At 43.9% G+C, this 23,416-nt stretch carries 21 protein-coding genes, 1 pseudogene and 1 riboswitch; of the genes and pseudogenes, 9 read left to right on the plus strand and 13 right to left on the minus strand.

The features are described from left to right. The 3 genes and pseudogenes from BP27_RS16160 to thiC all read right to left on the minus strand — a co-directional run. Window positions 1-240 (minus strand): annotated as a pseudogene (locus BP27_RS16160) (ISL3 family transposase); the annotation flags it as partial. Window positions 241-329: 89 nt separating this feature from the next. Then, window positions 330-863, minus strand: a complete 534-nt coding sequence (locus tag BP27_RS16165) for a pentapeptide repeat-containing protein (RefSeq protein ID WP_051610545.1) — start codon at window positions 861-863, stop codon at window positions 330-332. Window positions 864-992: 129 nt separating this feature from the next. Continuing rightward, window positions 993-2,876: a phosphomethylpyrimidine synthase ThiC gene (gene thiC, locus BP27_RS0111755; RefSeq protein WP_036240207.1), complete on the minus strand. Its 1,884-nt coding sequence runs from the start codon at window positions 2,874-2,876 to the stop codon at window positions 993-995. A 65-nt stretch (window positions 2,877-2,941) separates the two neighbouring features. Beyond that, window positions 2,942-3,064: riboswitch (TPP riboswitch) on the minus strand. A gap of 149 nt (window positions 3,065-3,213) precedes the next feature. Between thiC and BP27_RS0111760 the strand changes: the two genes are divergently transcribed. The 7 genes from BP27_RS0111760 (at window position 3,214) to moaA (ending at window position 8,691) form a co-directional block, all read left to right on the plus strand. After that, on the plus strand, window positions 3,214-3,744 hold the full coding sequence (locus BP27_RS0111760) for a hypothetical protein (RefSeq protein ID WP_027851720.1): 531 nt from the start codon (window positions 3,214-3,216) through the stop codon (window positions 3,742-3,744). A 34-nt stretch (window positions 3,745-3,778) separates the two neighbouring features. Next, on the plus strand, window positions 3,779-4,363 hold the full coding sequence (gene mobA, locus BP27_RS16170) for a molybdenum cofactor guanylyltransferase MobA (RefSeq protein ID WP_160169840.1): 585 nt from the start codon (window positions 3,779-3,781) through the stop codon (window positions 4,361-4,363). A gap of 174 nt (window positions 4,364-4,537) precedes the next feature. Then, window positions 4,538-5,068 carry a molybdopterin-guanine dinucleotide biosynthesis protein B gene (mobB, locus tag BP27_RS17310; protein ID WP_027851721.1) on the plus strand — a complete coding sequence of 177 codons (531 nt, stop codon included), beginning with the start codon at window positions 4,538-4,540 and terminating at the stop codon, window positions 5,066-5,068. A gap of 1 nt (window position 5,069) precedes the next feature. Beyond that, complete coding sequence (gene moeA / locus BP27_RS0111775) at window positions 5,070-6,374, plus strand: molybdopterin molybdotransferase MoeA (RefSeq protein WP_027851722.1); 1,305 nt, start codon at window positions 5,070-5,072, stop codon at window positions 6,372-6,374. Beyond that, entirely contained in the window at window positions 6,371-7,186 is an 816-nt protein-coding gene (moaC, locus tag BP27_RS0111780) for a cyclic pyranopterin monophosphate synthase MoaC (RefSeq protein WP_027851723.1), read from the plus strand. The genes moeA and moaC overlap by 4 nt, the downstream gene beginning before the upstream one ends. A 3-nt stretch (window positions 7,187-7,189) precedes the next feature. After that, the gene (gene moaE, locus BP27_RS0111785) at window positions 7,190-7,669 is read left to right on the plus strand and encodes a molybdopterin synthase catalytic subunit MoaE (protein ID WP_036240209.1); all 480 of its coding nucleotides are present in this window, start codon (window positions 7,190-7,192) and stop codon (window positions 7,667-7,669) included. A 2-nt stretch (window positions 7,670-7,671) separates the two neighbouring features. Next, window positions 7,672-8,691 carry a GTP 3',8-cyclase MoaA gene (moaA, locus tag BP27_RS0111790; RefSeq protein ID WP_027851725.1) on the plus strand — a complete coding sequence of 340 codons (1,020 nt, stop codon included), beginning with the start codon at window positions 7,672-7,674 and terminating at the stop codon, window positions 8,689-8,691. 56 nt (window positions 8,692-8,747) lie between these two features. Here the strand turns inward: moaA and BP27_RS0111795 are convergent, their stop codons facing one another. From BP27_RS0111795 to BP27_RS0111810, 4 genes are read right to left on the minus strand one after another with little or no spacing between them, the layout of a single operon-like run. After that, window positions 8,748-11,840 carry a molybdopterin-dependent oxidoreductase gene (locus BP27_RS0111795; protein ID WP_027851726.1) on the minus strand — a complete coding sequence of 1,031 codons (3,093 nt, stop codon included), beginning with the start codon at window positions 11,838-11,840 and terminating at the stop codon, window positions 8,748-8,750. After that, window positions 11,833-13,050, minus strand: coding sequence for an NrfD/PsrC family molybdoenzyme membrane anchor subunit (gene nrfD / locus BP27_RS16175; RefSeq protein ID WP_084324593.1), 1,218 nt, complete (start codon window positions 13,048-13,050; stop codon window positions 11,833-11,835). Before nrfD ends, BP27_RS0111795 begins: the two co-directional genes overlap by 8 nt. Further along, window positions 13,031-13,810 carry a sulfate reduction electron transfer complex DsrMKJOP subunit DsrO gene (dsrO, locus tag BP27_RS0111805; protein ID WP_027851727.1) on the minus strand — a complete coding sequence of 260 codons (780 nt, stop codon included), beginning with the start codon at window positions 13,808-13,810 and terminating at the stop codon, window positions 13,031-13,033. The genes nrfD and dsrO overlap by 20 nt, the downstream gene beginning before the upstream one ends. 54 nt (window positions 13,811-13,864) lie before the next feature. Next, window positions 13,865-14,998 carry a MalY/PatB family protein gene (locus BP27_RS0111810; RefSeq protein ID WP_027851728.1) on the minus strand — a complete coding sequence of 378 codons (1,134 nt, stop codon included), beginning with the start codon at window positions 14,996-14,998 and terminating at the stop codon, window positions 13,865-13,867. A gap of 125 nt (window positions 14,999-15,123) precedes the next feature. Between BP27_RS0111810 and BP27_RS0111815 the strand changes: the two genes are divergently transcribed. Next, complete coding sequence (locus BP27_RS0111815) at window positions 15,124-15,525, plus strand: acyl-CoA thioesterase (RefSeq protein ID WP_027851729.1); 402 nt, start codon at window positions 15,124-15,126, stop codon at window positions 15,523-15,525. A 20-nt stretch (window positions 15,526-15,545) separates the two neighbouring features. On the opposite strand, the gene BP27_RS0111820 is transcribed toward BP27_RS0111815, so the two are convergent. From BP27_RS0111820 to BP27_RS0111845, 6 genes are all read right to left on the minus strand, one after another. Then, window positions 15,546-16,034 carry a hypothetical protein gene (locus BP27_RS0111820; protein WP_027851730.1) on the minus strand — a complete coding sequence of 163 codons (489 nt, stop codon included), beginning with the start codon at window positions 16,032-16,034 and terminating at the stop codon, window positions 15,546-15,548. Between the two features lie 76 nt (window positions 16,035-16,110). Next, window positions 16,111-18,279, minus strand: coding sequence for a tRNA(Met) cytidine acetyltransferase TmcA (locus BP27_RS16180; RefSeq protein WP_051610547.1), 2,169 nt, complete (start codon window positions 18,277-18,279; stop codon window positions 16,111-16,113). Window positions 18,280-18,396: 117 nt separating this feature from the next. Further along, window positions 18,397-20,349 (minus strand): acetoacetate--CoA ligase, encoded by a 1,953-nt coding sequence (locus BP27_RS0111830; RefSeq protein WP_027851731.1) that lies wholly within the window; start codon window positions 20,347-20,349, stop codon window positions 18,397-18,399. A gap of 19 nt (window positions 20,350-20,368) precedes the next feature. Then, window positions 20,369-21,478: a methyl-accepting chemotaxis protein gene (locus BP27_RS0111835; RefSeq protein ID WP_027851732.1), complete on the minus strand. Its 1,110-nt coding sequence runs from the start codon at window positions 21,476-21,478 to the stop codon at window positions 20,369-20,371. 3 nt (window positions 21,479-21,481) lie between these two features. Continuing rightward, a complete protein-coding gene (locus BP27_RS0111840) occupies window positions 21,482-22,213 on the minus strand; it encodes a hypothetical protein (RefSeq protein WP_027851733.1) in 732 nt (243 codons plus the stop codon). 97 nt (window positions 22,214-22,310) lie between these two features. Continuing rightward, on the minus strand, window positions 22,311-23,084 hold the full coding sequence (locus tag BP27_RS0111845; protein ID WP_027851734.1) for a 3-hydroxybutyrate dehydrogenase: 774 nt from the start codon (window positions 23,082-23,084) through the stop codon (window positions 22,311-22,313). A 119-nt stretch (window positions 23,085-23,203) separates the two neighbouring features. On the opposite strand from BP27_RS0111845, the gene BP27_RS17015 reads away from it, so the two are divergent. Further along, on the plus strand, window positions 23,204-23,416 hold a 213-nt coding region (locus BP27_RS17015; RefSeq protein WP_027851735.1), incomplete at its 3' end, for a helix-turn-helix domain-containing protein.

The following is a 23,416-nucleotide window of genomic DNA, read 5'->3' on the forward strand; positions in this document are numbered from 1 at the left end:
AATACGCAGCAGTAACGTGGTCGTTCGCTGACCATAAGGCACGTGGGCAAGACGCCTATCAATAGTGCCACGTGAATTGCCACAAGCAGCGCACTCAGGGCAAGGCTCTGGCGATTGAGCGAAACGGCACTCAATAACAGCGTGTTTTTCAGTAATATGCTGTCCAGTGGCAACAAGGCCGAGTTTATTTAATTGGCAAAAGGTGGAAAGGTCAGGGGTAGAAAAGGTAAGATTGCTCATGTCGGGGGACTTAGTTTTGTTTGTGTTGGAACTTACATTCTCTAAGAAACCCGACTCCTTTTCTAGTGAGCCAGATCTTTTCTACACCCTTAAATGCGAAGAGCCCGATAAACATCAATAACGTAGTTGGTTGCTTCTGAAAAATCAGCACTGGTTAGGTTAGTTGTGCCAAATAAGCTGTTGGTAAAGTCGGTATAGGTGAAGCTTGAATGACTAAAATCGCCTTCCCTAAAATCGACACCATGAGCTTTGCTTTCTTCAAGTACAAAGTCTTGAAAGGAAAGCCCATAAAAAGAGCTGTCATTAAGGATAGATTTATAAAACTTAATGGGGGCAGCAAAGGCAAAGTTAGACCAAGCGGCTTTAGTCCAATCTACGCCAACTAACTTGGATTCATAAAAGACCACTTCAGAAAACTTACTGTAGCCCAGCTCTACATTGCTTAGGTTGCAGTTAACAAATTCACAATCAACAAAGTTGCAACGCTTAAAAATTGCCTCACTAAAATTACAGCCTTTAAAAGTACAGCCATCAAACTCTTTAGAGGCAATTTCTTGCCCTGAAAAATCTTGGTCAGTAAAAGTTACAGATAAATACTCGTTTTTATCTTCTATATGAATCAAGGCTTTATTTCCTAGTTTGTTTTCTCTGCCAACAATTAAATAAGTTTGCCGCTTGAACGCAAAAAAGCCCAGCCAAACACTTTATAGGTTTAGCTAGGCTTCTAGTAGCCTAGTGATGAGTTTAGCTAATTACGCCTTGTGATAAATCTCTGAACCTGTGGCTAAAAACTCTTTCGATTTCTCGATCATGCCTTCATGCGCTTGTGCATTAATGGCTGCGACTTGCTTTTCATCTAAATCACGCACTTCTTGGCTTATTTTCATCGAGCAGAATTTAGGCCCGCACATGGAGCAGAAGTGGGCAACTTTGGCTGATTCTTTGGGCAGGGTTTCATCATGGAAGCTACGTGCGGTATCTGGGTCTAAACCTAGATTGAACTGGTCTTCCCAACGGAATTCAAACCTTGCTTTAGAAAGGGCGTTATCACGGCGCTGTGCTGCTGGGTGGCCTTTGGCTAAATCCGCAGCATGGGCGGCAATCTTATAGGTGATGATGCCGGTTTTAACGTCGTCTTTGTTTGGCAAGCCAAGGTGCTCTTTAGGCGTTACATAACACAACATCGCACAGCCGTACCAGCCGATCATTGCTGCACCTATACCGGAAGTGATGTGGTCGTAACCAGGTGCAATATCAGTGGTTAAAGGGCCAAGTGTATAGAAGGGTGCTTCGTCACAGCATTCTAGCTGCTTGTCCATATTCTCTTTAATCAAGTGCATGGGTACGTGACCAGGGCCTTCAATCATTACCTGCACATCGTGCTTCCAAGCCACTTTTGTGAGTTCGCCGAGGGTTTCTAGTTCGCTGAATTGGGCTTCATCGTTAGCGTCCGCCACCGAACCTGGGCGCAAACCATCACCTAATGAAAGAGCTATATCGTACTGGGTACAAATTTCGCAGATATCTTCAAAATGGGTGTAAAGGAAGCTTTCTTTATGGTGCGCTAAACACCATTTGGCCATAATTGAACCACCGCGTGACACTATGCCGGTTAAGCGTTTGGCAGTTAATGGCACGTAGCGTAGTAATACGCCTGAGTGAATGGTGAAGTAATCCACGCCCTGTTCAGCTTGTTCAATTAGGGTATCGCGGAAGATTTCCCAAGTTAGGTTTTCTGCGATGCCGTTTACTTTTTCTAGGGCTTGGTAAATAGGTACTGTTCCAACCGGTACGGGCGAGTTACGAATAATCCACTCACGGGTTTCGTGAATATCTTTACCTGTTGAGAGATCCATAATGGTGTCGGAACCCCAACGAATACCCCAAGTCATTTTTGCCACTTCTTCTTCAATGGAAGAACCCAAGGCTGAGTTACCGATATTACCGTTAATTTTCACCAAAAAGTTACGGCCAATAATCATCGGCTCAGTTTCTGGGTGATTTATATTGCAAGGAATAATCGCTCGCCCTTTTGCTACTTCTTCACGCACAAATTCCGCGGTAATTTCTTCTGGAATAGCCGCACCAAATGACTGACCTGAGTGCTGCTGGTTTAATAATTCTTCAACTGCTTCGCTACCTAATTCATAACGCTTTTGGTTTTCACGCAGGGCAATAAATTCCATTTCTGGGGTAATAATGCCTTGGCGAGCGTAATGCAGTTGGGTTACGTTTTTACCGGCTTTGGCGCGGCGTGGTTGGCGTTTCAAATCAAAGCGTAAAGCTTCTAGGGTGGGGTCTTGGCTACGGCGGCGACCAAACTCGCTGGTTAGGTTTTCTAGCAGTTCAGTATCTTGACGCTCCTCAATCCATTGCGCTCTTAATGGTTGCAAGCCTTTACGAATATCTATGCTGGCTTTAGGGTCGGTATAAGGGCCAGAGGTGTCGTAAACCAGAATATCTGGGTTGTATTCTTCACCTGAATCGGTGGCGGTTACGGCCTGGCTAATGGAACGGAAAGGTACGCGAATATCGGGGCGTGAGCCTTCTAAATAAACTTTGCGTGAATTAGGTAAAGGCTGAACACTGGCAGAATCGACTTGTGCCGTTTCTTTTAAGTGCTGGCTGGTAAACATAATGTGCTCCCACGTTAAGCTAATAAAATGCGGGAACCGGACGGGCGGACAGGACGAGCTGATGTTAATGCAAGTATCTCGATTCCTACGCCGGTACTAACCGGTTCAGGTTCAACGGGTGTTATCTCAGCCTTGGCACTTTTTACATTGGATTACTGTTAAGTGTTCGGGCACCCCGTCAAGATGTCTTAGCCAGTCTAGCAAGCTGCTGTTGGTTATGAAAGTCACTGCTTACTATGAAAGCGATAAGTTTTAGGTTTTTCTCTAAAGTTTTCTAATTGAGTGCCGAAGCTATAGACGTAACCATTTTATACATCTGAAAGGTTGTGTTGCCGTCATGCGTATAGAAAACGCTTATACAAAATCACTTGAAGTCCAAGAATCACTGAACACCTCGCTGAACTCAGCGCAGGGTGCGCAGTTTTCTTTGGTTTTAAGTTTGATGATGGCACCTGTTTACTCACCCGACCTGCATCACTTGTATAATAATCTGCCGGTACAAAATTACGCACCGCAGAGCATTTACCCTAACCACATCCCCACTTCTTTTGATCCTCCCGGTTTAACAAATTATGTTAACCGCCCACCCACACATCACAACATTACGCTGGTTGAAGATACTTACAGCCGTAGTTTAGCGCGTAGTATTCAAAGTGATATGGGAGAGGCTTTGGTTCAAGGTAACTCTGGCTACTTTAGTTGGCTGCGGGCTTTAACTGAAGAGTATCCACGCCTACAGTTTATTACCACCCTAAAGCCTGCTGGCGCACCCGAGCCTAGACAAGTCGCTGCTGCTTACGCGGCACAAGCTAAGCCAGATACTGATACACTCATCAAAGAACTTAATAGTATTAGTGTAGCTGCTTAATTTTCTGGATTCTTTTTATGTTATGGGTTTTTCCTTGCTGAACCTTCTTCAGCCGTCCTCTAATTTACCTATTTGTGGTGTTATTCTGGCTGGTGGTCAGGGTTCGCGCATGGGCGGAAAAGACAAAGGCTGGGTAAGTTATCAACAACAACCACTCATTCAGCACATTATTAATCGCCTTGCCCCACAAGTAACTGACCTAGCTATTAATGCTAATCGTAATTTGGATGATTACGCCGCTTTAGGTTTTCCTGTGGTTACAGATATTAAAACTGGCTTTCATGGCCCTTTAATGGGGATGCTAAGTGGTTTACAGGCTTCCACCCAAGAATGGACACTCTTTGTACCCTGTGATGGACCTTTCCTTCCTGAAGATTTAGCCCTGCGTTTATACCTAGCTGCTACTGAACAAAACTATGATATAGCTGTTGCCAGCGATGGTGATAACTTACAACCTGTGGTGGCTTTACTACGCACCTCCCTAGCCCAACAACTAGAACAAGCTATCGCAAAAGGCGAACTTAAACCTAGACGCTGGTACGCAGAAATAGGTAGCTGTAAAGTTGTTTTTAATTCGCAAAGCTTACGTAATTTCAATAAGTTAGATGAAATGTTTTAGGCTTAATTAAAGACTTGCTAACTTTTAGCTACCTCTTAAGATCAATATAAGCTCACTCACTTGTATGACATATTCTTAAGTAGCTTATTTCCCTGAATTTTATTTTTATATGCCTTACTCTTAAAGCAGCCTTTTCTTAAGCAACTTGGCGATCCACTAAGGAGTCAGCGCTAAATGATTAACTACCCTTTGCCCGTACTTGGCTTTGCTGCTTGGAGTGGCACAGGTAAAACCACCCTACTAAAAGCACTCTTGCCACGCTTACGTCAGCGGGGCTTGCGCATCGGCTGCATTAAACATGCTCACCACGATTTTGATGTGGATACACCTGGTAAAGATAGCTACGAACTTCGCCATGCGGGTGCTGAACAAATGTTAATTGCCTCTCACAAACGCTGGGCATTAATGGTTGAAGATGAGCGTAACGAACCCCCTATGCTAGATGAACTCCTTAGCCACTTATCTACTGACCAGCTAGATTTAGTACTCATTGAAGGTTTTAAGGCAGAAGCATTTCCAAAAATTGAGCTGAACCGCCCTTCAGTAGGTAAGCCTTGGCGCTATCAAGAAGACCCTCATATTGTTGCTGTCGCTTGCGATGATTTAACAGCTATACCCGCAGACTGTACACTGCCTAAGCTAGACCTTAATAATTTAGAGCTGCTTGAAGGCTTTATTTTAGATTTTTGTAAGCTAAGGAGCTGAAATGAGCCTAACTTGTTTTGAAATGACTGATCAAAAAAAGCAACTAACTTTAGAAGAAGCCCTTAAAGCTGTCTTAAGCTCTGCCACTCAAGTTACCTCTAAGCTTAACTTGCCTCTTGCACAAGCGGCTGGCTTCACCCTAGCTGAAACCGTAACTGCTCCCATTAATGTGCCACAAAACACTAACTCAGCGATGGATGGCTATGCCTTTAACGGCCAAGACTTAGCTAAATTTAAGCAATGGAAAATAGTTGGTGAATGCTTAGCAGGTAAAGGTTTTGATCAACCTATTAATACTGGTGAAGCGGTTTATATAACCACGGGTGCCGCCTTGCCTAAGGGTGTAAATACAGTCGTAATGATTGAACAATGTGTAGTTGAGGGCGAACAGGTTAGCTTCACTAACACTGATACCCTTCAGGCTGGCAGTAATATCAGGCAAGCGGGTGAAGATATTCAACAGGGTCAGTCTTTACTAACTGCGGGCACTCGTTTGGGTGCGGTTCAATTAGGTTTATTAGCCTCTTTAGGCGTTGCCCAAGTTAAGGTTCACCAACCTTTAAAAGTTGCTATTTTTTCTACTGGCGATGAAGTCACTGCACCTGGTGAAGCACTAGCTACAAACGGTATTTATGATGCAAATCGCTTTACCTTATTAGGCATGTTGCAGGCTTTAGGTTGTGAAGTGTCAGATCTAGGTATTTTGCCAGACAACTTAGAAGTCATGATTTCTACCTTAAAAAACGCCAGCCAAACCCATCAGCTAGTGCTAACTAGCGGTGGCGTGTCTGTAGGTGATGCCGATTTTGTAAAACAAGCTTTACAAGCTTTAGGTGAAACCCGTTTATGGCGCTTAGCCCTTCGGCCAGGTCGTCCTTTTGCTTTTGGTCATTTAGGCAAAAACACCAATGGCCAAACTTGCTTGTTTGCCGGCTTGCCGGGTAACCCAGTTGCTACCCTAGTTACCTTTATGTTGCTTATTCAACCTTTAATTAGAAGGCTGCAAGGTGAGAATACTTCTGAAGCTAAAAGTCACCCAGCTATTTGGCCAGCGGTAGCAGAAACTACTTTATTTAGCCGAGTGGGACGTAGTGATTTTCATCGTGGTATTTATAGTTTTACTAGCAATGGGCAACTGCAAGTCCGCACTACTGGCTCACAGGGTTCGGGTATTTTAACTTCTGCACATGAAGGAAATTGTTTAATTCGTATTCCTGATGATCAAGCAGAAATTGCCGCGGGCGACTTGGTTAATATTTATCCTTTTTATGAATGGTTACCCGGCTATAAAGGAGTTAGTTTATGAATACTGCAAATCCATTAAGCCACCTTAACACCCGTGGTGAAGCGCGCATGGTGGATGTTTCAGAAAAACAAATCACTTCACGTACAGCCACTGCTTGTGCCAGCATAAAAATGCAGCCCACTACTCTAAATCTGATTATTGAAGGTGGTCACCCTAAGGGCGATGTACTAGCCACAGCACGTATTGCTGGCATTATGGCAGCCAAAAAAACGCCTGAGCTAATCCCACTTTGCCACCCACTTATGTTGAGTAAGGTTGAAGTAGATCTCACTGCCGATGAGTCCCTGCCTGGTATTCTTATTCATGCCACTTGTAAGCTAGCAGGGCAAACAGGGGTAGAAATGGAAGCGCTTACTGCCGCTTCAGTTGCAGCTTTAACGGTTTACGATATGTGTAAAGCCGTGGATAAGCGCATGATTATTCAAGGTATAAGAGTTTTAGAAAAAAAAGGTGGCAAGTCGGGTGATTGGGATTTCTCTAACGAAGAAGAAAACTCAACAACTACAAGCAAACAGGCTAATCAAACTGCAGCAATGACGCCACCCACTGTAGAAAATCAGTTTAGTGTGCATTTTTTTGCTGAATTGCGTGAGCAACTGGGTGTGGATAAGTTATTGCTAACCTTAGACGACTTACCTAATCCTAGCCTTGCTGACTTATTAACCCAACTACGTAACCGTGATACACAATGGGATAAACACCTAGCCAACCACAACTTGTTAATGGCGGTTAACCAACAAATGGTTAAGCCCAGCTATCAAATTAAAGCAGGTGATGAAGTCGCATTTTTTCCACCGGTCACTGGGGGCTAAATTATGTACAGCCGTAACCATGTTAGTGTTCAGTCAGAAGTTTTTGACTTAAACCAAGAGACACAAGCACTTACTCAAGGGCGAAGTGACCTAGGTGCTTTGGTAACTTTTACTGGTTATGTAAGAGACTTTAACGAAAGACCCGATGTACAAGCTCTTACTTTAGAACACTACCCGGGCATGACCGAACAGGCACTTAAAGCCATTCTTCAAGAAGCAGAGCAACGCTGGGCACTAAAAGGAACACGTATTATTCACCGTATTGGCCGCATGGAACCCAGCGACCCTATCGTTTTGGTGGCAACTTCTTCGGCGCACAGACAAGATGCTTTTGATGCTTGTAATTTTATTATGGATTATCTAAAAACCCGCGCCCCTTTTTGGAAGAAAGAACATACCTTAACGGGTGACTATTGGGTTAGTGCTCGTACAAGTGACTCCCAAGCAGCAGAACGCTGGTTACCTAGAGCGGAGGCCTACTAGCTATGAATCAGCTTGCTCAAAAAGAAATACTGGTTGATAACTTTGGCCGTCGGGTCAATTATGTACGTTTATCAGTCACCGACCGTTGTGACTTTCGTTGTGTGTATTGCATGAGCGAAAGCATGACTTTTTTGCCTAAAGAAAGCATTTTAAGCCTTGAAGAAATTGGTCGTATCGCCAAAGTTTTTTCTGAACTGGGTGTAGAAAAAGTTCGTCTAACGGGTGGCGAGCCCCTAGTTAGACGCGATGTAATGCAGGTAATTGATTACATTGGTGGGTTGGGTTTAAAGGATTTTGCCATGACCACTAACGGCAGCCAACTACCTCGTTTTGCTAAAGATTTAAAAGCCAGTGGTTTAAAGCGTTTAAACATTAGCCTAGATTCTTTAAACCCAGAAAAATTTAAGCGCATTACTCGCACAGGTAGTTTGCAACAGGTGCTAGATGGTATAGATGCTGCTATTAACGCTGGCTTTAAAGGTATTAAGCTCAATGCAGTCATTATGAAAGGTCGTAATGAAGATGAGGTTTTAGATTTAGTTGAGTTTGCGCGGCATAAAAAAATTGATATTAGTTTTATAGAAGAAATGCCTTTGGGTGTGGTTTCAGACCATGAGCGTGGTGAAACTTACTGCTCTAGTGATGAAGTGCGCAAAATTATTACTAGCCGTTATTCTATTAAACCTGTGAGCTCTACAACAGCAGGCCCTTCTCGTTATTACCAAATGCCAGACTCTGCTATACGTCTAGGCTTTATTTCCCCTCATTCGCATAACTTTTGTGGCGATTGCAATCGCGTTAGAGTCACGGTTGAAGGTCGATTACTGCTGTGTTTAGGTAATGAACACTCGATAGATCTACGCCCTTACTTACGCAACCCTTCACCAAAGGGCCAGCCTCATAACGACCAACCACTAAAGCAAGCCATTATTGATTCTATGGCCATTAAACCTGAACGCCACCATTTTACGAATGATGGTGAGGTTCAGGTGGTTCGCATGATGAATATGACTGGCGGGTAAATTACTACTTACACCCTCAGTAACATAATTTTATCTAGTGTTTAGACTAGTATAAATCAACTGGTACCTAGGCGCGTTACTCGCACGGGTAGTCCTTGGCGAACTGAAGCACCACTAATCGGTTCTAACCAGGTGCCATCTACGTTACGAGTTGGGTCACGGAAGCCTAAATCATTAATATTTAGACCTGCCCGCATCCAGGGCATATCTGGCTGAGATTCACCATCAATGATGTGTGGTGTTGCACCTAAATCTCGGTGTCCATAACCGTGTTCTATACCTAAAGAACCCGGCATCACACTTTCACTCACCAAGGCTAAACCCACCACTTCGCCACCAGGACTTTCAATACTAATCGTATCGCCATGATTAATACCAAAACGCTGCGCATCCTTAATGTTCATCTGCACTGGGTTATAGGGTTTAATCATCCGTAGACGTTCGTTACCTATGGCATAAGAGTTCATTAGGTTGGACTTAAACGAGAAGGCCAATAACGGCCATTCTTGTTCAGTAAACACTTCACGCATGGCTTGTTTATTGGCTAGCAAAGGATGGCTGTGGCGCGGCACACCTGAGTTTAGCTCACCATTCATAGTGTCAACGCTAGTGCCTATAGTTTCGCTATAAATACACAAGGTTTTACGCCATACATTCTTTAGCTGTTCACCTTGGTAATGTTCACTCGCATCTTCAAAGCGCCCACCCCGTGCATACATAAAGCTGACTGGCCCACGCTCATCTTCTTTTAGGGTTTTTTCAATTTCAGGTAATAAACGCTCAATACCACTGTGCGCTAAATCTTCTTGACTAGCGGAAGGTAACTGACCATTCATAAAGGCAATATTAGCCGCTACACGCAGGTAATAATCTTCAGCACGATTGAGTGGGTGCAAATTGCCTTCTGCATCTGGAATGGCGTTTTCACCAAAACCTGGTAAACCTAAGCGTTTAGCTACCTCAATAAAGAAAGTGTCCATACTGACCGGTTCACCTGCAGCCGTTTTTTGTTGGCGAGGTTCAACTACTGGCCAACAAGCAGTGGTTAATTTGCCAATTGTTCCTTTCCAAGAACTGGTAAAACCCCAAACTTCATACATCACTGAGTCAGGCACAATATAATCAGCAAAACGGTTAGTTTCGTTAATAAAACCATCGACTGCTACAAACAAGCCTAAACGCCTAGGGTCTTTAAGCTTCTCCGCTATAGTGGCTTCTAAACCTGCCTGACCATAAATAGGATTAGCCATACAACCTATTAGAGCTTTAATTGGGTAGGGGTAACCGTCTAAGGCAGAAGGCAAATGTTCAGTTAAAGTAGGTGGCGCAACAGGACGCCAAGGCGCACGAGAAGGGTAGGGATTTTCACCCGCCGCTACCTTGCGCTTGTACTCAGAAGACTTGTGGTAAGGAAAACGCGAACGCGATAAAAATACCCCTTTAGGGCCACGCTTGCCGGGGAATTCAGCAAAGTTATAACGTGGACCTTTGCCATTACCATTAAACTTACCGCCACCTACTGCACTACCCCCTTTACGATTGTAGTTAGCAGCTAAGAGGTTAAGCATTTGCACACCAAAAGCTGAGTAGAAGCCGTTACCCGACATCATGCCCCCATGGCAGTTAACCACTGCACGACGACCATGGCTGGCAAACTTAGCCGCTAGCTCAATAATTTTTTCTTTAGCAATACCGCAATGTTCAGCGTAGGTAGCTAGGTCATACTCGTTAGCTGACTCGCGCAGCAAGGTCATGCTGCTTTTTACTTGAACTGTTTCACCACTGGCTAGCTGAACCTCACGCTCAACAAACAACTCTGCTTTAAGTAGTGATTCGCTGTCTACCAGTTGGCCAGCCGCATTCACGACTAGAGGAACATCTTTTTTATCACCTGCTTCAGCTAAACCTAGGTCACTGGCTCTTAAAAAGAAGTTTTCTCGTGAGTGCCCTTTTGTAGTAATCACTAGATGCGTAGCGTTGGAATGGCTTACTTCATTGGCTGCTTTAGCAGCTTTTTGACCAGGCAGCTCTAAAAAGTCTTTAGCGTAACCCTGGTTATCCAATAACCATTGAATAACTGCCATAGCAAAAGCGCTGTCAGAACCTGGCTTAATTGGCACCCAATGGTTATTATCAGCCGCATGAGAGGCTGCAGCATTCAGTGCTGGATCGACTATAACGTATTCTAAAGTACCTGCAGCACGTGCTTTAGCTAGCAAACGCCCTTGTAATTTAAAGGGATTGCCCGCCTGACTAGGTGCAGTACCTATATACATAATAAATTCTGCATTTTTTATGTCTGGCTTAACGTGAGCATTAGTCTTTAAATTATCCATCACCGCACCTGAGCCCATGCGGAAGGCTAGACCACAGTAAGAACCATGGTGACCGTAGTTACGCGTTGCAAAAGCATTCATAGTGAAGCGTTTGAGTAAGTCTGAGCGACCATAGTCAGTCGCTTCCATAACCATCAGCTGGTTAGCTTTAGGGCCGTACTCAGGGTTTTCAGGGTCGATTAATTCATCGTGATTATGAATAGTGCGCAAGCCATCCACCTGGCCTTCACCAAATAAATCACCACCTTCACAAATTTCTTCGATTAACTGTTCAAAAGAAATTTTTTCCCATTTGCGTTCACCCCGACCACCTACACGCTTTAAACAATGATCTATACGGAAGGGATTATCTAGCTGCGACATCATGGCATTACCACGAGCACAAGCTGTAGAGCGGTTTTGCTGGCCTTGGTTATCATAAGCACTTAAGCCACGCAAAGCTTCAACCACCGGCGTTTTCATGGGTAGGTGTTCATCAGCCGATAGCGGGTGATAAGGGTTACCCGAAACACGTAATACTTTTTCGGTGGTGTTATCAATACGAACTCGAACACCACATTTAGTGGTACAGCCATAACAAATAGTAAAAGCAACTCGCTGATCTGGATTAAGGGTTAATTCACCGGTTTTTAAATCGACCGAGTATTCTGGTGCCAGTGAATTACCGTGAATACGATCTTTAGGTTTTTCACCCGCGCTACCAGTTACCCCTTTAGCCAGTTTAATAAGAGGATCTGAATAACCTGCTGCAAAAGTGGCCGCACCACCTGCTGCAACTGCACCTTTAAGTAAACGACGACGTGATTTATCCATGACTAGGAGCTCCTTCAGCAGCGTTAGTATCTTGTTTAGCTCTTGTTTCTGTATCAACAGTGTCTGCATCAATAACAGGTGATACATCGGTAGCGACACCGCCCTGTCTTGCTTCACGCCAAGGAACAAACAAATCGATTAACAACATAACTGCCATCCATAAACCAAAAGTACCCACTATGCCTAACAAGCCAGAAGAACCTGCTGGAATACCATAATGGTGAAAACCTGCACTATTACGTGCCACATGCTGAACATCCATCAAAACTACCCAGCGGAACATCCAGCCCAGGTGAATAGCTACTAAACCTAATAACCACACCCAAGAATGCAGGGCAGGACGCTTGGCTTTGCTAACTAACAGGTAAAGTGTTCCTACAAACAAAATAACTGCGGTAATACTTCCCCAAATAGCAGTTGCACGCCAAGAATCGCTATAACGAATGGATTCAATCGCTGCAGCAACAGAGCCTTGTGGGTCATTAATACCACCTAAAACCCAAGCTGCAGCAATAGCGGCGGCTGCCAAAGTCGCCACTAACATAATTTTTAACATTTGGCTGTTTACTGGCTGGTTTTTCATGCCAGTAACACGGTTAAGCAGCAGCATTAAGCCAGTTGCGGTAATAAAGCCCGTGGCAACAAACATGGGTGGTAACCAGTAGGTATTCCAAAGTGGGCGCGCTTTAACTATGGCTACTTCTGCCCCTGTATAGAGCATAATTCCTGTTGAAAATAATAGGGCAACCAAGCCAGTAACCACCATTAAAGGTTTAGGTGTAGGGCTAGTGCCTAAAGATATCCAACGTGAAACAAAACCTAGAAAGCCAGGCGCTTCACGATTGGCTTGAAGTGCGGGTCGCCAAGCCATCCAAGCTAAGCCCATCACACTAAATAAATAGAGCGGCAAAATGACACTACCTACTGACATCCACGAGTGGGTGTTGGCATAGGCATAAAAGTGCCAAAATCTTAGCGGCTGGTGTAAATCTGCTAGTAGGGCAACCGGTGCAACCAAGGTGGCACTCAAGCAGGCTAAAAGGGCTAAACGCGCCGTTGGTAGCCAATCTTTTTTACCAAAAATTAATGCCGGTGCTGCCAGCCATAAAGTGGCGTAAGACAGGGCGATTAAGAAAAAATACTGAACTGCCCAAGGGTACCAGGCAATCGGATAACGCGGAGCTAATAACTCAATGGCCACGGAATTCATAACCCATCTCCTTGCCTTGATCATCTAAGACTTCTAGTAGTGCTGCTTCTGCTACGGGGCGAGTGACAAAACGGTCATCCATACCCAAGTAGAAAACCTGCGGTACGGTATTTTTTTCTGGCTGAAGAACCATTAACTGGTCGCCGTATTCAGCAATCATTTGGCTAATCTGGCTGTTAGGATCTAGCTGATCGCCAATAATACGGGCGCCACCGACACAAGATTCCACACAAGCAGGGAGTAAGCCAGCCTCTAAGCGGTGAGCACAAAAGGTACACTTGTCTGCCGTTTGAGTTTTGTCATTAATAAAGCGTGCATCATAAGGACAGGCGTTAACACAATAAGCACAACCTACACAGCGGTCACTATCTACAACCACTATGCCATCTTGACGTTGAAAGGTAGCTTCTACCGGACAAACAGGCACACAAGGTGGGTTTTCGCAATGGTTGCACAAACGTGGCAGCATAAAAGTAGCTAGACCACCCGTTGCTTGATCTTCAACTTCGTATTGAGAAACAGTAGTACGAAATTTACCCAAGGGAGCATCATTTTCGATATGACAAGAAACCGTGCAAGCCTGACAGCCTATGCACTGGCGCAAGTCGATCAACATGCCATAACGCTTGGTAGGATCACCCTCTCGACGAACGGGCTGAGCATTGATTCCTGCAACTGCAATACTAGAAAGCGGAACCAGTGCGGCTCCAGCACTGAGGCGTGCTAATTGTCCCAAAAGGGAGCGGCGCATAAAATCCATATTAAGGACTCCGGCAACAAGAAGAGTGATAAAGTTAAAGCCTAAGCTTATAACCTATTTTATTACCCCTACATTGTATAGCACTTTAGTCATACGGTGCAGTGCTTGTTTTAATTGCTCTGCTGAACAACCAAAATTAAGTCGTAAATAACCGCTTTCACCATACGCTTCACCAGGTGACAGAGCTACGCCACCCTGTAGAAAGGTTTCATAGGGATTCTCCAGTTGCAAACTAGAGACATCTAACCAAGCAACAAAGGTTGCTTGAGGGCGCTGATAGCCAATTTGTGGAAAATCTTTAAGCCAGTTTTCTAAAATATCCAGGTTAGCATTCAAATGGGTTTTAAGTGCTTCTAGCCAGTCATGCCCTCCTTCCCAAGCGGCCTGTGCGGCAACTAAACCCAAATAGTTCATATCCGGCATTAAGCCACGCATTTTCTTACGGTAACTGGCACGCAATTTAGGGTTAGGAATAACGGCTACAGCACAAGATAGCCCAGCAATATTAAAGGTTTTGCTGGGTGCCATAAGGGTAATGGAATGTTGAGCGGCTACTTCACTAACACTGGCATAAGGCACATGGCGCAAGCTTGGTTCTAGAATTAAATCACTCCAAATATCATCAGAAATAACCAGCAAGTCATTTTCTTCAGCTAATCCAGCGAGTTCTTCTAATTCTTGGCGAGAATAAACCTTACCTAATGGATTCTGCGGATTACATAAAACTAGGGCTGAAGTTTCTGGTTTTAGGTAAGAAGAGAAGTTATTAATTGACTCACTCATTGGTAGATCAACACTAGGCCGCTGGCGTAGATTGCCTAATACACGAATCGGCGGATAAACTGGCGACTGAACTAACAACCCCTGCTCTGGTTTAAGCCAAGCCTCTACGGCTAGGTTAAACCCTGGCACCACACCAGGAATCCATACCAGCCAATCTTTTTCTACTTGCCAGTTATATTGGCTAGCACACCAATCTATAAAAGCCTGATTAAGCCCTTGTGGCACTTCACCATAGCCAAACACGCCTGCTGATACTGCTTTACTTAACGCTTTTTGTACTCCTGGTGGCGAAGTTAAATCCATATCTGCAACCCACATGGGAATAACATCTTGCTGCTCGTAACGCTGCCATTTTAAGCTAGCGGTGTTTTTGCGATCGACTGGGGTTACAAAGTCAAAGTTCATAATTCTCACTCAGGATAATCAGTTACATTTATTAGATTAATTGACTGTTCAGTCAACCACTACTTCATAGCAGTGTTTTGTTACCATCTTGCCACTAAACACTAAAACACCAATGGAAATCAATTATGTTTACCCTTAAATTTGCACCTAGTTTTACTGACACCGATGCTTTAGGACATATCAACAACACACATTTGCCAGTTTGGTTTGAGCGCGCTCGAAATGACTTATTTCGTTTATTCACCCCTGACTTAGACCCCAAAAAATGGTGCCTAATTCTAGCCAGCATTAAAGTAGATTTTCTTGGGGAGCTCTTTTACGGAGAAGATATTGAAGTGCGTACCTACTTAAACAAGATAGGAAATAGCTCCTTCGTGGTGATTCAAGAAGCTTGGCAAAACAATAAAATGGGGGCACGTGGCGAGGCTATTTTAGTGCATTACAGTTTTGAAAATAAAACTTCTTTACCAATTGAAGGTGAACTGCGCGAAGCGCTAACAGCCCACCTAGTAACACCAGAAGATTGATTTTCAAAGCCAAGGATGGCTTAGAAGTGAAACATAACGCCTAAATGTGGACGAAAAAGCAACTCGTCACTTTTACCTGTTGTAGGGTTGTTAACGCCATAAAGCATAGACACGGCACCCGTAGCCACCAAGTTACGTGTAATGGGTAATTCATAACCAAGGCGTAAATCTGCACCTAGTTTAGATTTAGCACCCTTGTCTTTATCGCCATACCAATAGCCTGCACCTAGCTGAAAAAAGCTACCACTTAAATATTTTTCGTTATAGCGTTTAAAACCAGCCTCGACCACTTGGTAAGCATCTCCAGAAGCCGCTCCTACAACGATTGCAGAACGACGCAAAATAGAAACCTGTAGAGCAAGGTTAACCTGCCCATCATCTTGGTTTTTATCTAGCTGGCGAGCTAAGTCATAACCTAAACCTATGCTTGTGTTGGCCTGTAGATTGCCAGCGAACACTAAAGACAAAACTAGCCCTGCAAACAGGGAAACCCAAAAACGATTAAACATGAACAACTCCGGCTAGGTACGCAAAAGACTGAAAGCTACTAAGGTTGAGCATCTTAAAATAAAAGCAGCCTGCTGCCTACTCTAATAACGTTTTAAGCTGGTTACGTAACCAGCGATCGAATGCTTTTCTTCCTTTTAAACCTAATTGCTGCTGTAACTTTAATTCAGGCACTTCTTGTAACAATAGTTGCACCCAAGGCACTAACTGGCTGCTTCTAGCCCGCTCTGCCAAAGCCTGCCACAACCAATTTTTAAGCACTGTTCGACTTACAGCTAAAGGTCGATGTCCTTCTGCAAAAGCATCTAATTCCAATTGATCTTGTTCACTTAAAGCAACCTTTGTTAAAGGCAACGCTTGTAAAATAGTAATCAATAAATCTGCCGGCAAAGCTTTTAACCACAGGGTTAAAGCATCGGGCAGAGTTAGAGAAAACCTTTCAACTAACTGTTGTTGCAAGGCTTTACCCTTAACTGAAATGCCCTGTACTACTTGTAAAGTATGCTCACCACTAGCTTGGTCTTTAGTGATACCTAAACGCACTGGCTGATAACCACCCCTAAACCAAAAGGGTAGCAATTCTGTGGTCGCCCCAAAACTACTGCCTATTAAGTCTAAGGCTGGCTGCTGCTTAGCTTCTGCCAACACAAAACTTAATAACTGTTTGCCAATACCCTGCCGCTGTAATAAAGGATGAACTAAAACACGTTGAATACGCCACCAATTTACTTGTGCTGCCTGCACGAACCCACCATGAAAAGCTAAAGATTGTGCTAATAAATGCCCTTGTGGTCGGCGCTTGCCCATAAAAATAGCCTGGGCTAACTCGGCATCAAAACCACCTTCTTCTTGAATTAATGCCAAGCCTATAGGTAGATCACCTTGCCAAGCACAGGCTAAATGAATACCTGGCGCATCAAGCAGCTGACGAAAATCATCCGGTGTGGTGCGGTAATGTGCCAATACCAGCAAACCAAACACCTGTTGCAATAACGCTTCATCTCTCAATAAGTCGGCTTGTTTTATCCAAGTAAAAGTCGAAGGTTTATTGCTGTTTTTTGCTGGATCGGTCACTTGGGCATCTAACAATAACAAGCGATTGATTAGCTTTTCTAAAGGATCGCCTTCAGCCCAGCGTAAAGGTTGACTAAGGGTTAGCGCCAGCCAGTTAGGTGTATGTTTATTTAGGTGCTGAGTAAAACGTAGCGCAAAACCTCGACCATTACCTTCATAGCCTTCTTGAGTAGTAGCAAACACACTCTTAGGGTAAGCCGCTAATAAACATTTTAAGATGGGTACAGGCAAGGCTGCTGCTTCATCCACTAAAAGCAAATCGGCGTGGGGCTGTTCTTCTAACAAAGCATCGGGTGCTATAAAGCTCACTTGTTCTTGTAACTCTAGCGGTAAATCTTTTATCCGATCAAAAATAGCAGTTGTGACTTCGCTAGAAGGTGCCGTGACCAGTAGTTTTTTGCTAGTAGGTTGTTGGATTAACTCGCGCAAAAGCAAACCTAAAGCACCGCTTTTACCTCGCCCTCGATTAGCTGTAATCACTAGAGGTACGACTGGTTTACTGGCAAACCAATCAACTAGCTGGGTAACTAATGTTGATTGCTCTTCACTAACAGCACCCCAAAGTAATTTTTTTAAAGAAGGTTGATTTTTAGGTTGAACGGTTGCAGCAGTTAAAACATTTGGAATAGCCCAGTTACCTAGCTTCTCTTGCTGTTGGCTAAAGCGAGGCACTTGTTTTTCGATTAAAAGCCTTTCACAGCGTTGCACAAAATAATGGGTTAAGTCTTTTGCTTCTAAAGGCCAAGCTGCCAAGCGCTTATAGTCCGGGTCAACCGATGCTGACCAGTCTTCTGGCGTTAATAAATACAGCACTCCACCAGCCTTTAATGTTCCTGCCAAAGCACCTAAAGCATCTGGATTAAGACCGCTAAAAGCATCTATGACTAAAACATCTTGTTCACTGCCAAGCCGATGACGGGCTTTTGAAGCGGGTAAATGCACTAAATCTTCAGACAACTTAGGAAGCGTATCTAGGTTGACTTCTGCTTGCACCCAGCTGCCCTTCATAGGCTGAGTTAGTTGCTGCTGCTGTTTAGTTAACAGTAGTAAAACTTGCTTGTAGCACCAGTCAACATCACCCTTTATCCATATCAGTTGCCGGTGCCGATAAGCTTCAAGAGTTAGTAATAGGTTATTAAAATCAGGGTCGTTAAGCATGTTGCTAGAATTCATTATTTTCTAGCCAGTTACAAGTCTAAATAAACCTGCTTCAAGCAAATAAAAAAAGACCACTGTTCGAGGGAGCGAAAGCAGTGGCCAAAGACAACAGCGGAACAATTTCAAAACGCTTTAATCTGTTTGCAACTCCGATAAGTTGGCAAACAACTGCAAGGCTTCTGGGTTAGCTAAAGCATCTTGATTTTTAACCGGCCTTTGGTGAACAACCTCTCGTACTGCTAGCTCTACAATTTTTCCTGATAAGGTGCGTGGAATATCTGCCACATGAATAATTTTTGCTGGTACATGACGTGGTGTAGTTTCTGCACGGATTGTTGCGCAAATACGCTTTTTAAGTGCTTCATCTAACTGGAAACCTTCTTTAAGACGTACAAATAAAACCACTCGCACATCTTCTTTCCAGTCTTGGCCTATGCATAAGGCTTCCTGTACTTCTTCGACTTTTTCTACCTGACGATAGATTTCAGCGGTTCCTATACGCACACCACCCGGATTAAGTACCGCATCTGAGCGACCATGAATAATGACTCCATCCTGTGCAGTGATTTCGGCGTAATCACCATGTGCCCAGATATTTTCAAACCGATTGAAGTAGGCTTCTTGATAACGACTAGCGCTTGGGTCTTGCCAAAAACCTATCGGCATAGAAGGAAAGGGTTTCACACAAACCAGCTCACCTTTTTCACCTATCACGGGTTCGCCAGCATCGTTATAAACCTGTACATCCATACCCAAACCACGGCACTGTAGCTGACCAGGGTAAACAGGGCGCGTTGGGCAACCCAGCGCAAAACAGGAAACTATATCGGTACCGCCAGATATAGAAGCTAATAGCAGGTCTGATTTAATATCGCGGTAAACGTATTCAAAGGATTCATGCGCTAGCGGAGAACCAGTAGAGAGTATTGCTCGTAATTTGGGTAGCTTATGAGTTTTATTAGGCTGTAAACCTGCTTTTTCACAAGCGGCTATGTATTTGGCACTGGTACCAAATACGGTGATTTTTTCTTGCTCTGCCATATCCCATAAAGCTTTAGGTTCTGGTGCAAAAGGGGAGCCATCAAACAACACCAAAGTAGAGCCAACGGCCAAACCAGACACTAGCCAGTTCCACATCATCCAACCGCAGGTAGTGTAATAAAAGATGGTATCTTCACGGGTTAAGCTGGTGTGAAGCTGATGTTCTTTTAAGTGTTGTAGCAGAGTGCCGCCCGTTGAGTGGACTATGCATTTCGGCACACCCGTAGTACCTGAGGAATACATAATATAAAGCGGGTGATCAAAAGGCAGTTCGGCAAACTCAATGACTTCTGTACTAGCAATACAGAAGTCATCCCAAAGCACTGCTTCTGGTATAGATGAAGTATCAGGCTGATTTTCAAGAAAAGGAAAAACTACTAGCTGCTCTAAACCCTCTAAAGCTGCTGCTATTTCAGCCACTTGCGGCAAGCTATTGATGCGTTTGCTGTTATAGATATAACCATCGGTAGCAAAAAGCACTTTGGGTTGTATTTGCCCAAACCTGTCTAGCACACCATTAAAGCCAAAATCGGGTGAACAAGACGACCAGATAGCGCCCAAACTCGTTGCTGCCAACATGGCAACCAGAGCGTAATGACAATTAGGTGTAAAACCAGCCACTCTATCGCCTGAAACAACACCAGCAAGCTTCAAAGCAGCAGCCACTTCTGCTACTTGTTTATAGAGCTGTGCATAAGTTAAAGCAGTGCGCTGGCCGTCCTCTCTTAGTGAAACTACGGCTAAAGAATTATCACGAAACCGTAACAAGTTTTCAGCAAAGTTTAATTTAGCATCAGGAAACCAACGCGCCCCAGGCATAAGGTTGGGGTTTTCTAAAATTCGATTGCTTCCCTTAGTGCCAACAACTTCACCAAAGTCCCATATTTGATCCCAAAAACCTTCTAGGTTGCTAACGCTCCAATCATAAAGCTCACCATAATCTTTTAAATCCAGCGCATATCGCTTGTTTACCTCTTGCATAAATTGATGCATAGGGCTTTGTTCAATATTTGCAGCAGATGGCTGCCAAAGAGGCTGATTCATTTTTTATTTTCCTATTTAATCAAGTTTTAAAGCGCTTTAAATCACTAGTTAAACCATCCGCTTGTCGGTGTAATTGACGAGTCGCTTCCATTAATTTTTCTACCCTAGATTGCTGCTGACCAACTAACCCAGCAACCTGATCCATATCGGAAGTCATGCTACCTGTGGTTTCTGCAACCTCTGCTACCGAGGTACGCACTTGATTCATGCGTGTAGATGAATCACTGCTAGCCTGTTGTATTGTCTGCACCGCCTGCAAAGCTTCACGACCCATCGTTCGGCCTAAAGAAACCTGTTCGCGTGCTGCCTGCACAGAAGTGATCGTTGTGCTGGTATCTCGTTGAATACCAGTTATCCGCCTATCAATATCCTGTGTTGCTTGAGCGGTTTGCTCTGCTAAAGCACGTATTTCATCTGCAACCACTGCAAAACCACGACCTGCATCACCCACTCTGGCTGCTTCTATGGCTGCATTTAATGCAAGAAGATTGGTCTGCTCTGCAATTCCATTGATCAATTCAAGCACACCACCTATTTGTTGTGAGTGCTCACCCAGTTGCTCTACCTGATCATCAATGTCTTGCATCCTAAAAGTAATCGCTTCCAGTGCTTCGATAGCTTGCTGAATAACTTCACCACCTTGGTTGGCAGCTTCATCTGTTTCGCCCGCGGCTTCTTCAACCTCAGTTGCTGCAACAGCCATTTGATCTGTGGTAGCACTAATTTCTTCCATAGCTGCAGCGAGAACACTGCTTCGATCATCGAGCTGTAGCCCTTCTTTTTGTAATCCAGAAATTTGCTCTTCCATGGCTGTTGCCATTTGCAATAACTGCTCATTACTTGTTTGAATATCACCCACTAACCCTGTTAGTGACGCAACCGTTTGATTAACACCCTTGGCCAACTGATCGAACTCATCTTTTTCAGAGATTATTGTTAAGCGTTGACGCAAATCACCTTCGGCAACCTTCTTTAAGAACTCCAACAAGCCTTGCAAACGGTTATTAAGGCGTCGATTTAGTTGAATAATAGCGATCATTAATAACAGAGTAATAATTAACCCATTTATCAGCATGGTGCGCTGTTGCTTAACAGCTTGTTCACTCGCTAAAAGTTCAGCTGTTTGCAATTCTTAACCCGCTGATTGCCGAGCAGCACGATTCAAAGCAACTAGTAAACTTTCACGTTGGTTTAAAAGCTGCTGTGTTTCCTCTTCCAGCTGCAAGCGCAGGTAGGTAACATAATTACTAGTTTCTTTATAGCGCTGCAGGTGAGCTGCAAAATCATCATAAAAACCTATGCGCTTTAGGCTTTCTTCGAAAGTAACTATGCCTTCTTGCCAAATAATAGTTGTAGCCTCACTAGGGTTTATAAAGAAATCTTTCTCTAAGTTACGCACATTAGTAAAACGCGTGACCAAAGCAGATAAACCCTCTAACTCATATACCAGTTCATTAGCAGCAGCATTTAATTCACCCTGAGTGCCATCAGCAGTATTTAAACCAAAAGCAACTTGGGATGCTAAAGTTTGTTCTAGTTGCGTAGAAAACACTTCTGCTTGATTTAGTAGCTGGGGTTGACCATCAAGCGCTTGAGTTAATTGATCAGGCAAGCCTACTAATCTTTTTTGCAGTTGTGGCAAGTGTTCTAGCGTTAGGTTTTCACGTTGTAACTCAATTTGTAGTAGTTCAGCTTCCAATGCCAAGATGTCTAAAGCTTTATTTGCTGTGGTTGCTACAGCGCTATAAGCTTTTCCTTGCTGCTGTAAGCCATATAGACCAACAGTCGTTAGAACAGCCAACCCTATAACTAGCAGAGCTAATAGCCCCCAGAGGGTATTTCGGAATGAAAGCTGAAACTTCATAATTCACCTATTTTTATTGTTTTTCAGACATAAGAAGGCCGTGGCTCAAAACTTAAAGCTTAAGCCTTCTTAAAGTCTGTTAATGGGTGTCCTGCAATTACTGAGTGGTATAACCACCATCAATAACAACAGCTTGGCCAGTAATACCGCGGCCGCGGCCACTGGCTAAGAACAGGCAGTAATCAGCCACTTCTCGTGGCTCTAATAAACGCTTTTGTGGTACCAAAGGATAGATAACCTCCTCTAATACTTTCTCTAGTGGTACACCACGTGTTCTAGCTAAATCGTTTAGCTGGCCACGCACCATTTCTGTATCAACATAACCTGGGCATAAGGCATTAACTGTTATGCCATGCTCTGCGCCTTCAAGAGCAGCAACCTTGGTTAGCCCTATAACACCATGCTTGGCTGAGTTGTAGCCTGCCTTGCCAGAAAAGCCTACCAAACCATTGATGGAGGCAAGATTAATAATTCGACCACCCTTCTGGCGCTTCATCACTGGAAAAACCTGCTTAATAATTAAGAAGGGAGCAACCAGCATAATATCTAAGAGTTTACGAAACCTGTCGGAAGGAAAGTCTTCAATGGGTGCAACGTGTTGTAAACCTGCATTATTGATTAACACGTCTAAGCCACCTAACTTTTCTACCACTTCATCTACTGCTGTTTTTAAGGCTGCTTCATCAGTTACATCACAAGCCACACCTATTCGGTCTGGCCCAGCACCGCCTAACCGGTCTAATGCCTCTGCTAGTGCTTCTTTATCTAAGTCAAGAATGGCAACTCTGGCACCTTCTTCTAAAAAGGCACTAGCAATTTCAAAACCTATTCCTTTCGCTGCACCTGTTATAAGTACTCGTTTACCAGCCATAACATTCCCCTTTTTATTACCTGGATTCAACTCTCAAGTGCAACTCATTAAACTAGGATTGGATGGCAAGCTGCTGTAGCATCTTATGCTTTTCAATCGACCAAGAATGAGAAGCAAACATGAGACACTACACACAGCTCACCAGAGAGCAACGATACCAAATATCTGCCCTGCTTGATAACAATTTAACCCAAACTGAGATCGCTAAAACGCTTGGTGTTCACAAATCAACCATTAGTCGAGAGCTTAAACGTAATACAGGCAAACGTGGATATCGGCCTAAACAGGCTCACGAATTTACCGAAGAAAGGATCAAACAACGCTCAAAAAAA

The organism is Marinospirillum insulare DSM 21763 (genome assembly GCF_000686905.1).
Taxonomy (GTDB): Bacteria; Pseudomonadota; Gammaproteobacteria; order Pseudomonadales; family Halomonadaceae; genus Marinospirillum; species Marinospirillum insulare.

Excerpts from the sequence above, each read along its gene's own strand:
- BP27_RS0111830 (WP_027851731.1), bottom strand. The coding sequence starts at position 20,349 with ATGAATCAGCCTCTTTGGCAGCCATCTGCTGCAAATATTGAACAAAGC.
- BP27_RS0111840 (WP_027851733.1), bottom strand. The coding sequence starts at position 22,213 with ATGAAGTTTCAGCTTTCATTCCGAAATACCCTCTGGGGGCTATTAGCT.
- BP27_RS0111845 (WP_027851734.1), bottom strand. The coding sequence starts at position 23,084 with ATGGCTGGTAAACGAGTACTTATAACAGGTGCAGCGAAAGGAATAGGT.
- BP27_RS0111810 (WP_027851728.1), bottom strand. The coding sequence starts at position 14,998 with ATGAACTTTGACTTTGTAACCCCAGTCGATCGCAAAAACACCGCTAGC.
- moeA (WP_027851722.1), top strand. The coding sequence starts at position 5,070 with ATGAGCCTAACTTGTTTTGAAATGACTGATCAAAAAAAGCAACTAACT.
- BP27_RS16180 (WP_051610547.1), bottom strand. The coding sequence starts at position 18,279 with ATGAATTCTAGCAACATGCTTAACGACCCTGATTTTAATAACCTATTA.
- dsrO (WP_027851727.1), bottom strand. The coding sequence starts at position 13,810 with ATGGATTTTATGCGCCGCTCCCTTTTGGGACAATTAGCACGCCTCAGT.
- thiC (WP_036240207.1), bottom strand. The coding sequence starts at position 2,876 with ATGTTTACCAGCCAGCACTTAAAAGAAACGGCACAAGTCGATTCTGCC.
- BP27_RS0111815 (WP_027851729.1), top strand. The coding sequence starts at position 15,124 with ATGTTTACCCTTAAATTTGCACCTAGTTTTACTGACACCGATGCTTTA.
- nrfD (WP_084324593.1), bottom strand. The coding sequence starts at position 13,050 with ATGAATTCCGTGGCCATTGAGTTATTAGCTCCGCGTTATCCGATTGCC.
- BP27_RS0111820 (WP_027851730.1), bottom strand. The coding sequence starts at position 16,034 with ATGTTTAATCGTTTTTGGGTTTCCCTGTTTGCAGGGCTAGTTTTGTCT.
- mobB (WP_027851721.1), top strand. The coding sequence starts at position 4,538 with ATGATTAACTACCCTTTGCCCGTACTTGGCTTTGCTGCTTGGAGTGGC.
- BP27_RS0111795 (WP_027851726.1), bottom strand. The coding sequence starts at position 11,840 with ATGGATAAATCACGTCGTCGTTTACTTAAAGGTGCAGTTGCAGCAGGT.
- moaC (WP_027851723.1), top strand. The coding sequence starts at position 6,371 with ATGAATACTGCAAATCCATTAAGCCACCTTAACACCCGTGGTGAAGCG.
- moaE (WP_036240209.1), top strand. The coding sequence starts at position 7,190 with ATGTACAGCCGTAACCATGTTAGTGTTCAGTCAGAAGTTTTTGACTTA.
- BP27_RS0111760 (WP_027851720.1), top strand. The coding sequence starts at position 3,214 with ATGCGTATAGAAAACGCTTATACAAAATCACTTGAAGTCCAAGAATCA.
- moaA (WP_027851725.1), top strand. The coding sequence starts at position 7,672 with ATGAATCAGCTTGCTCAAAAAGAAATACTGGTTGATAACTTTGGCCGT.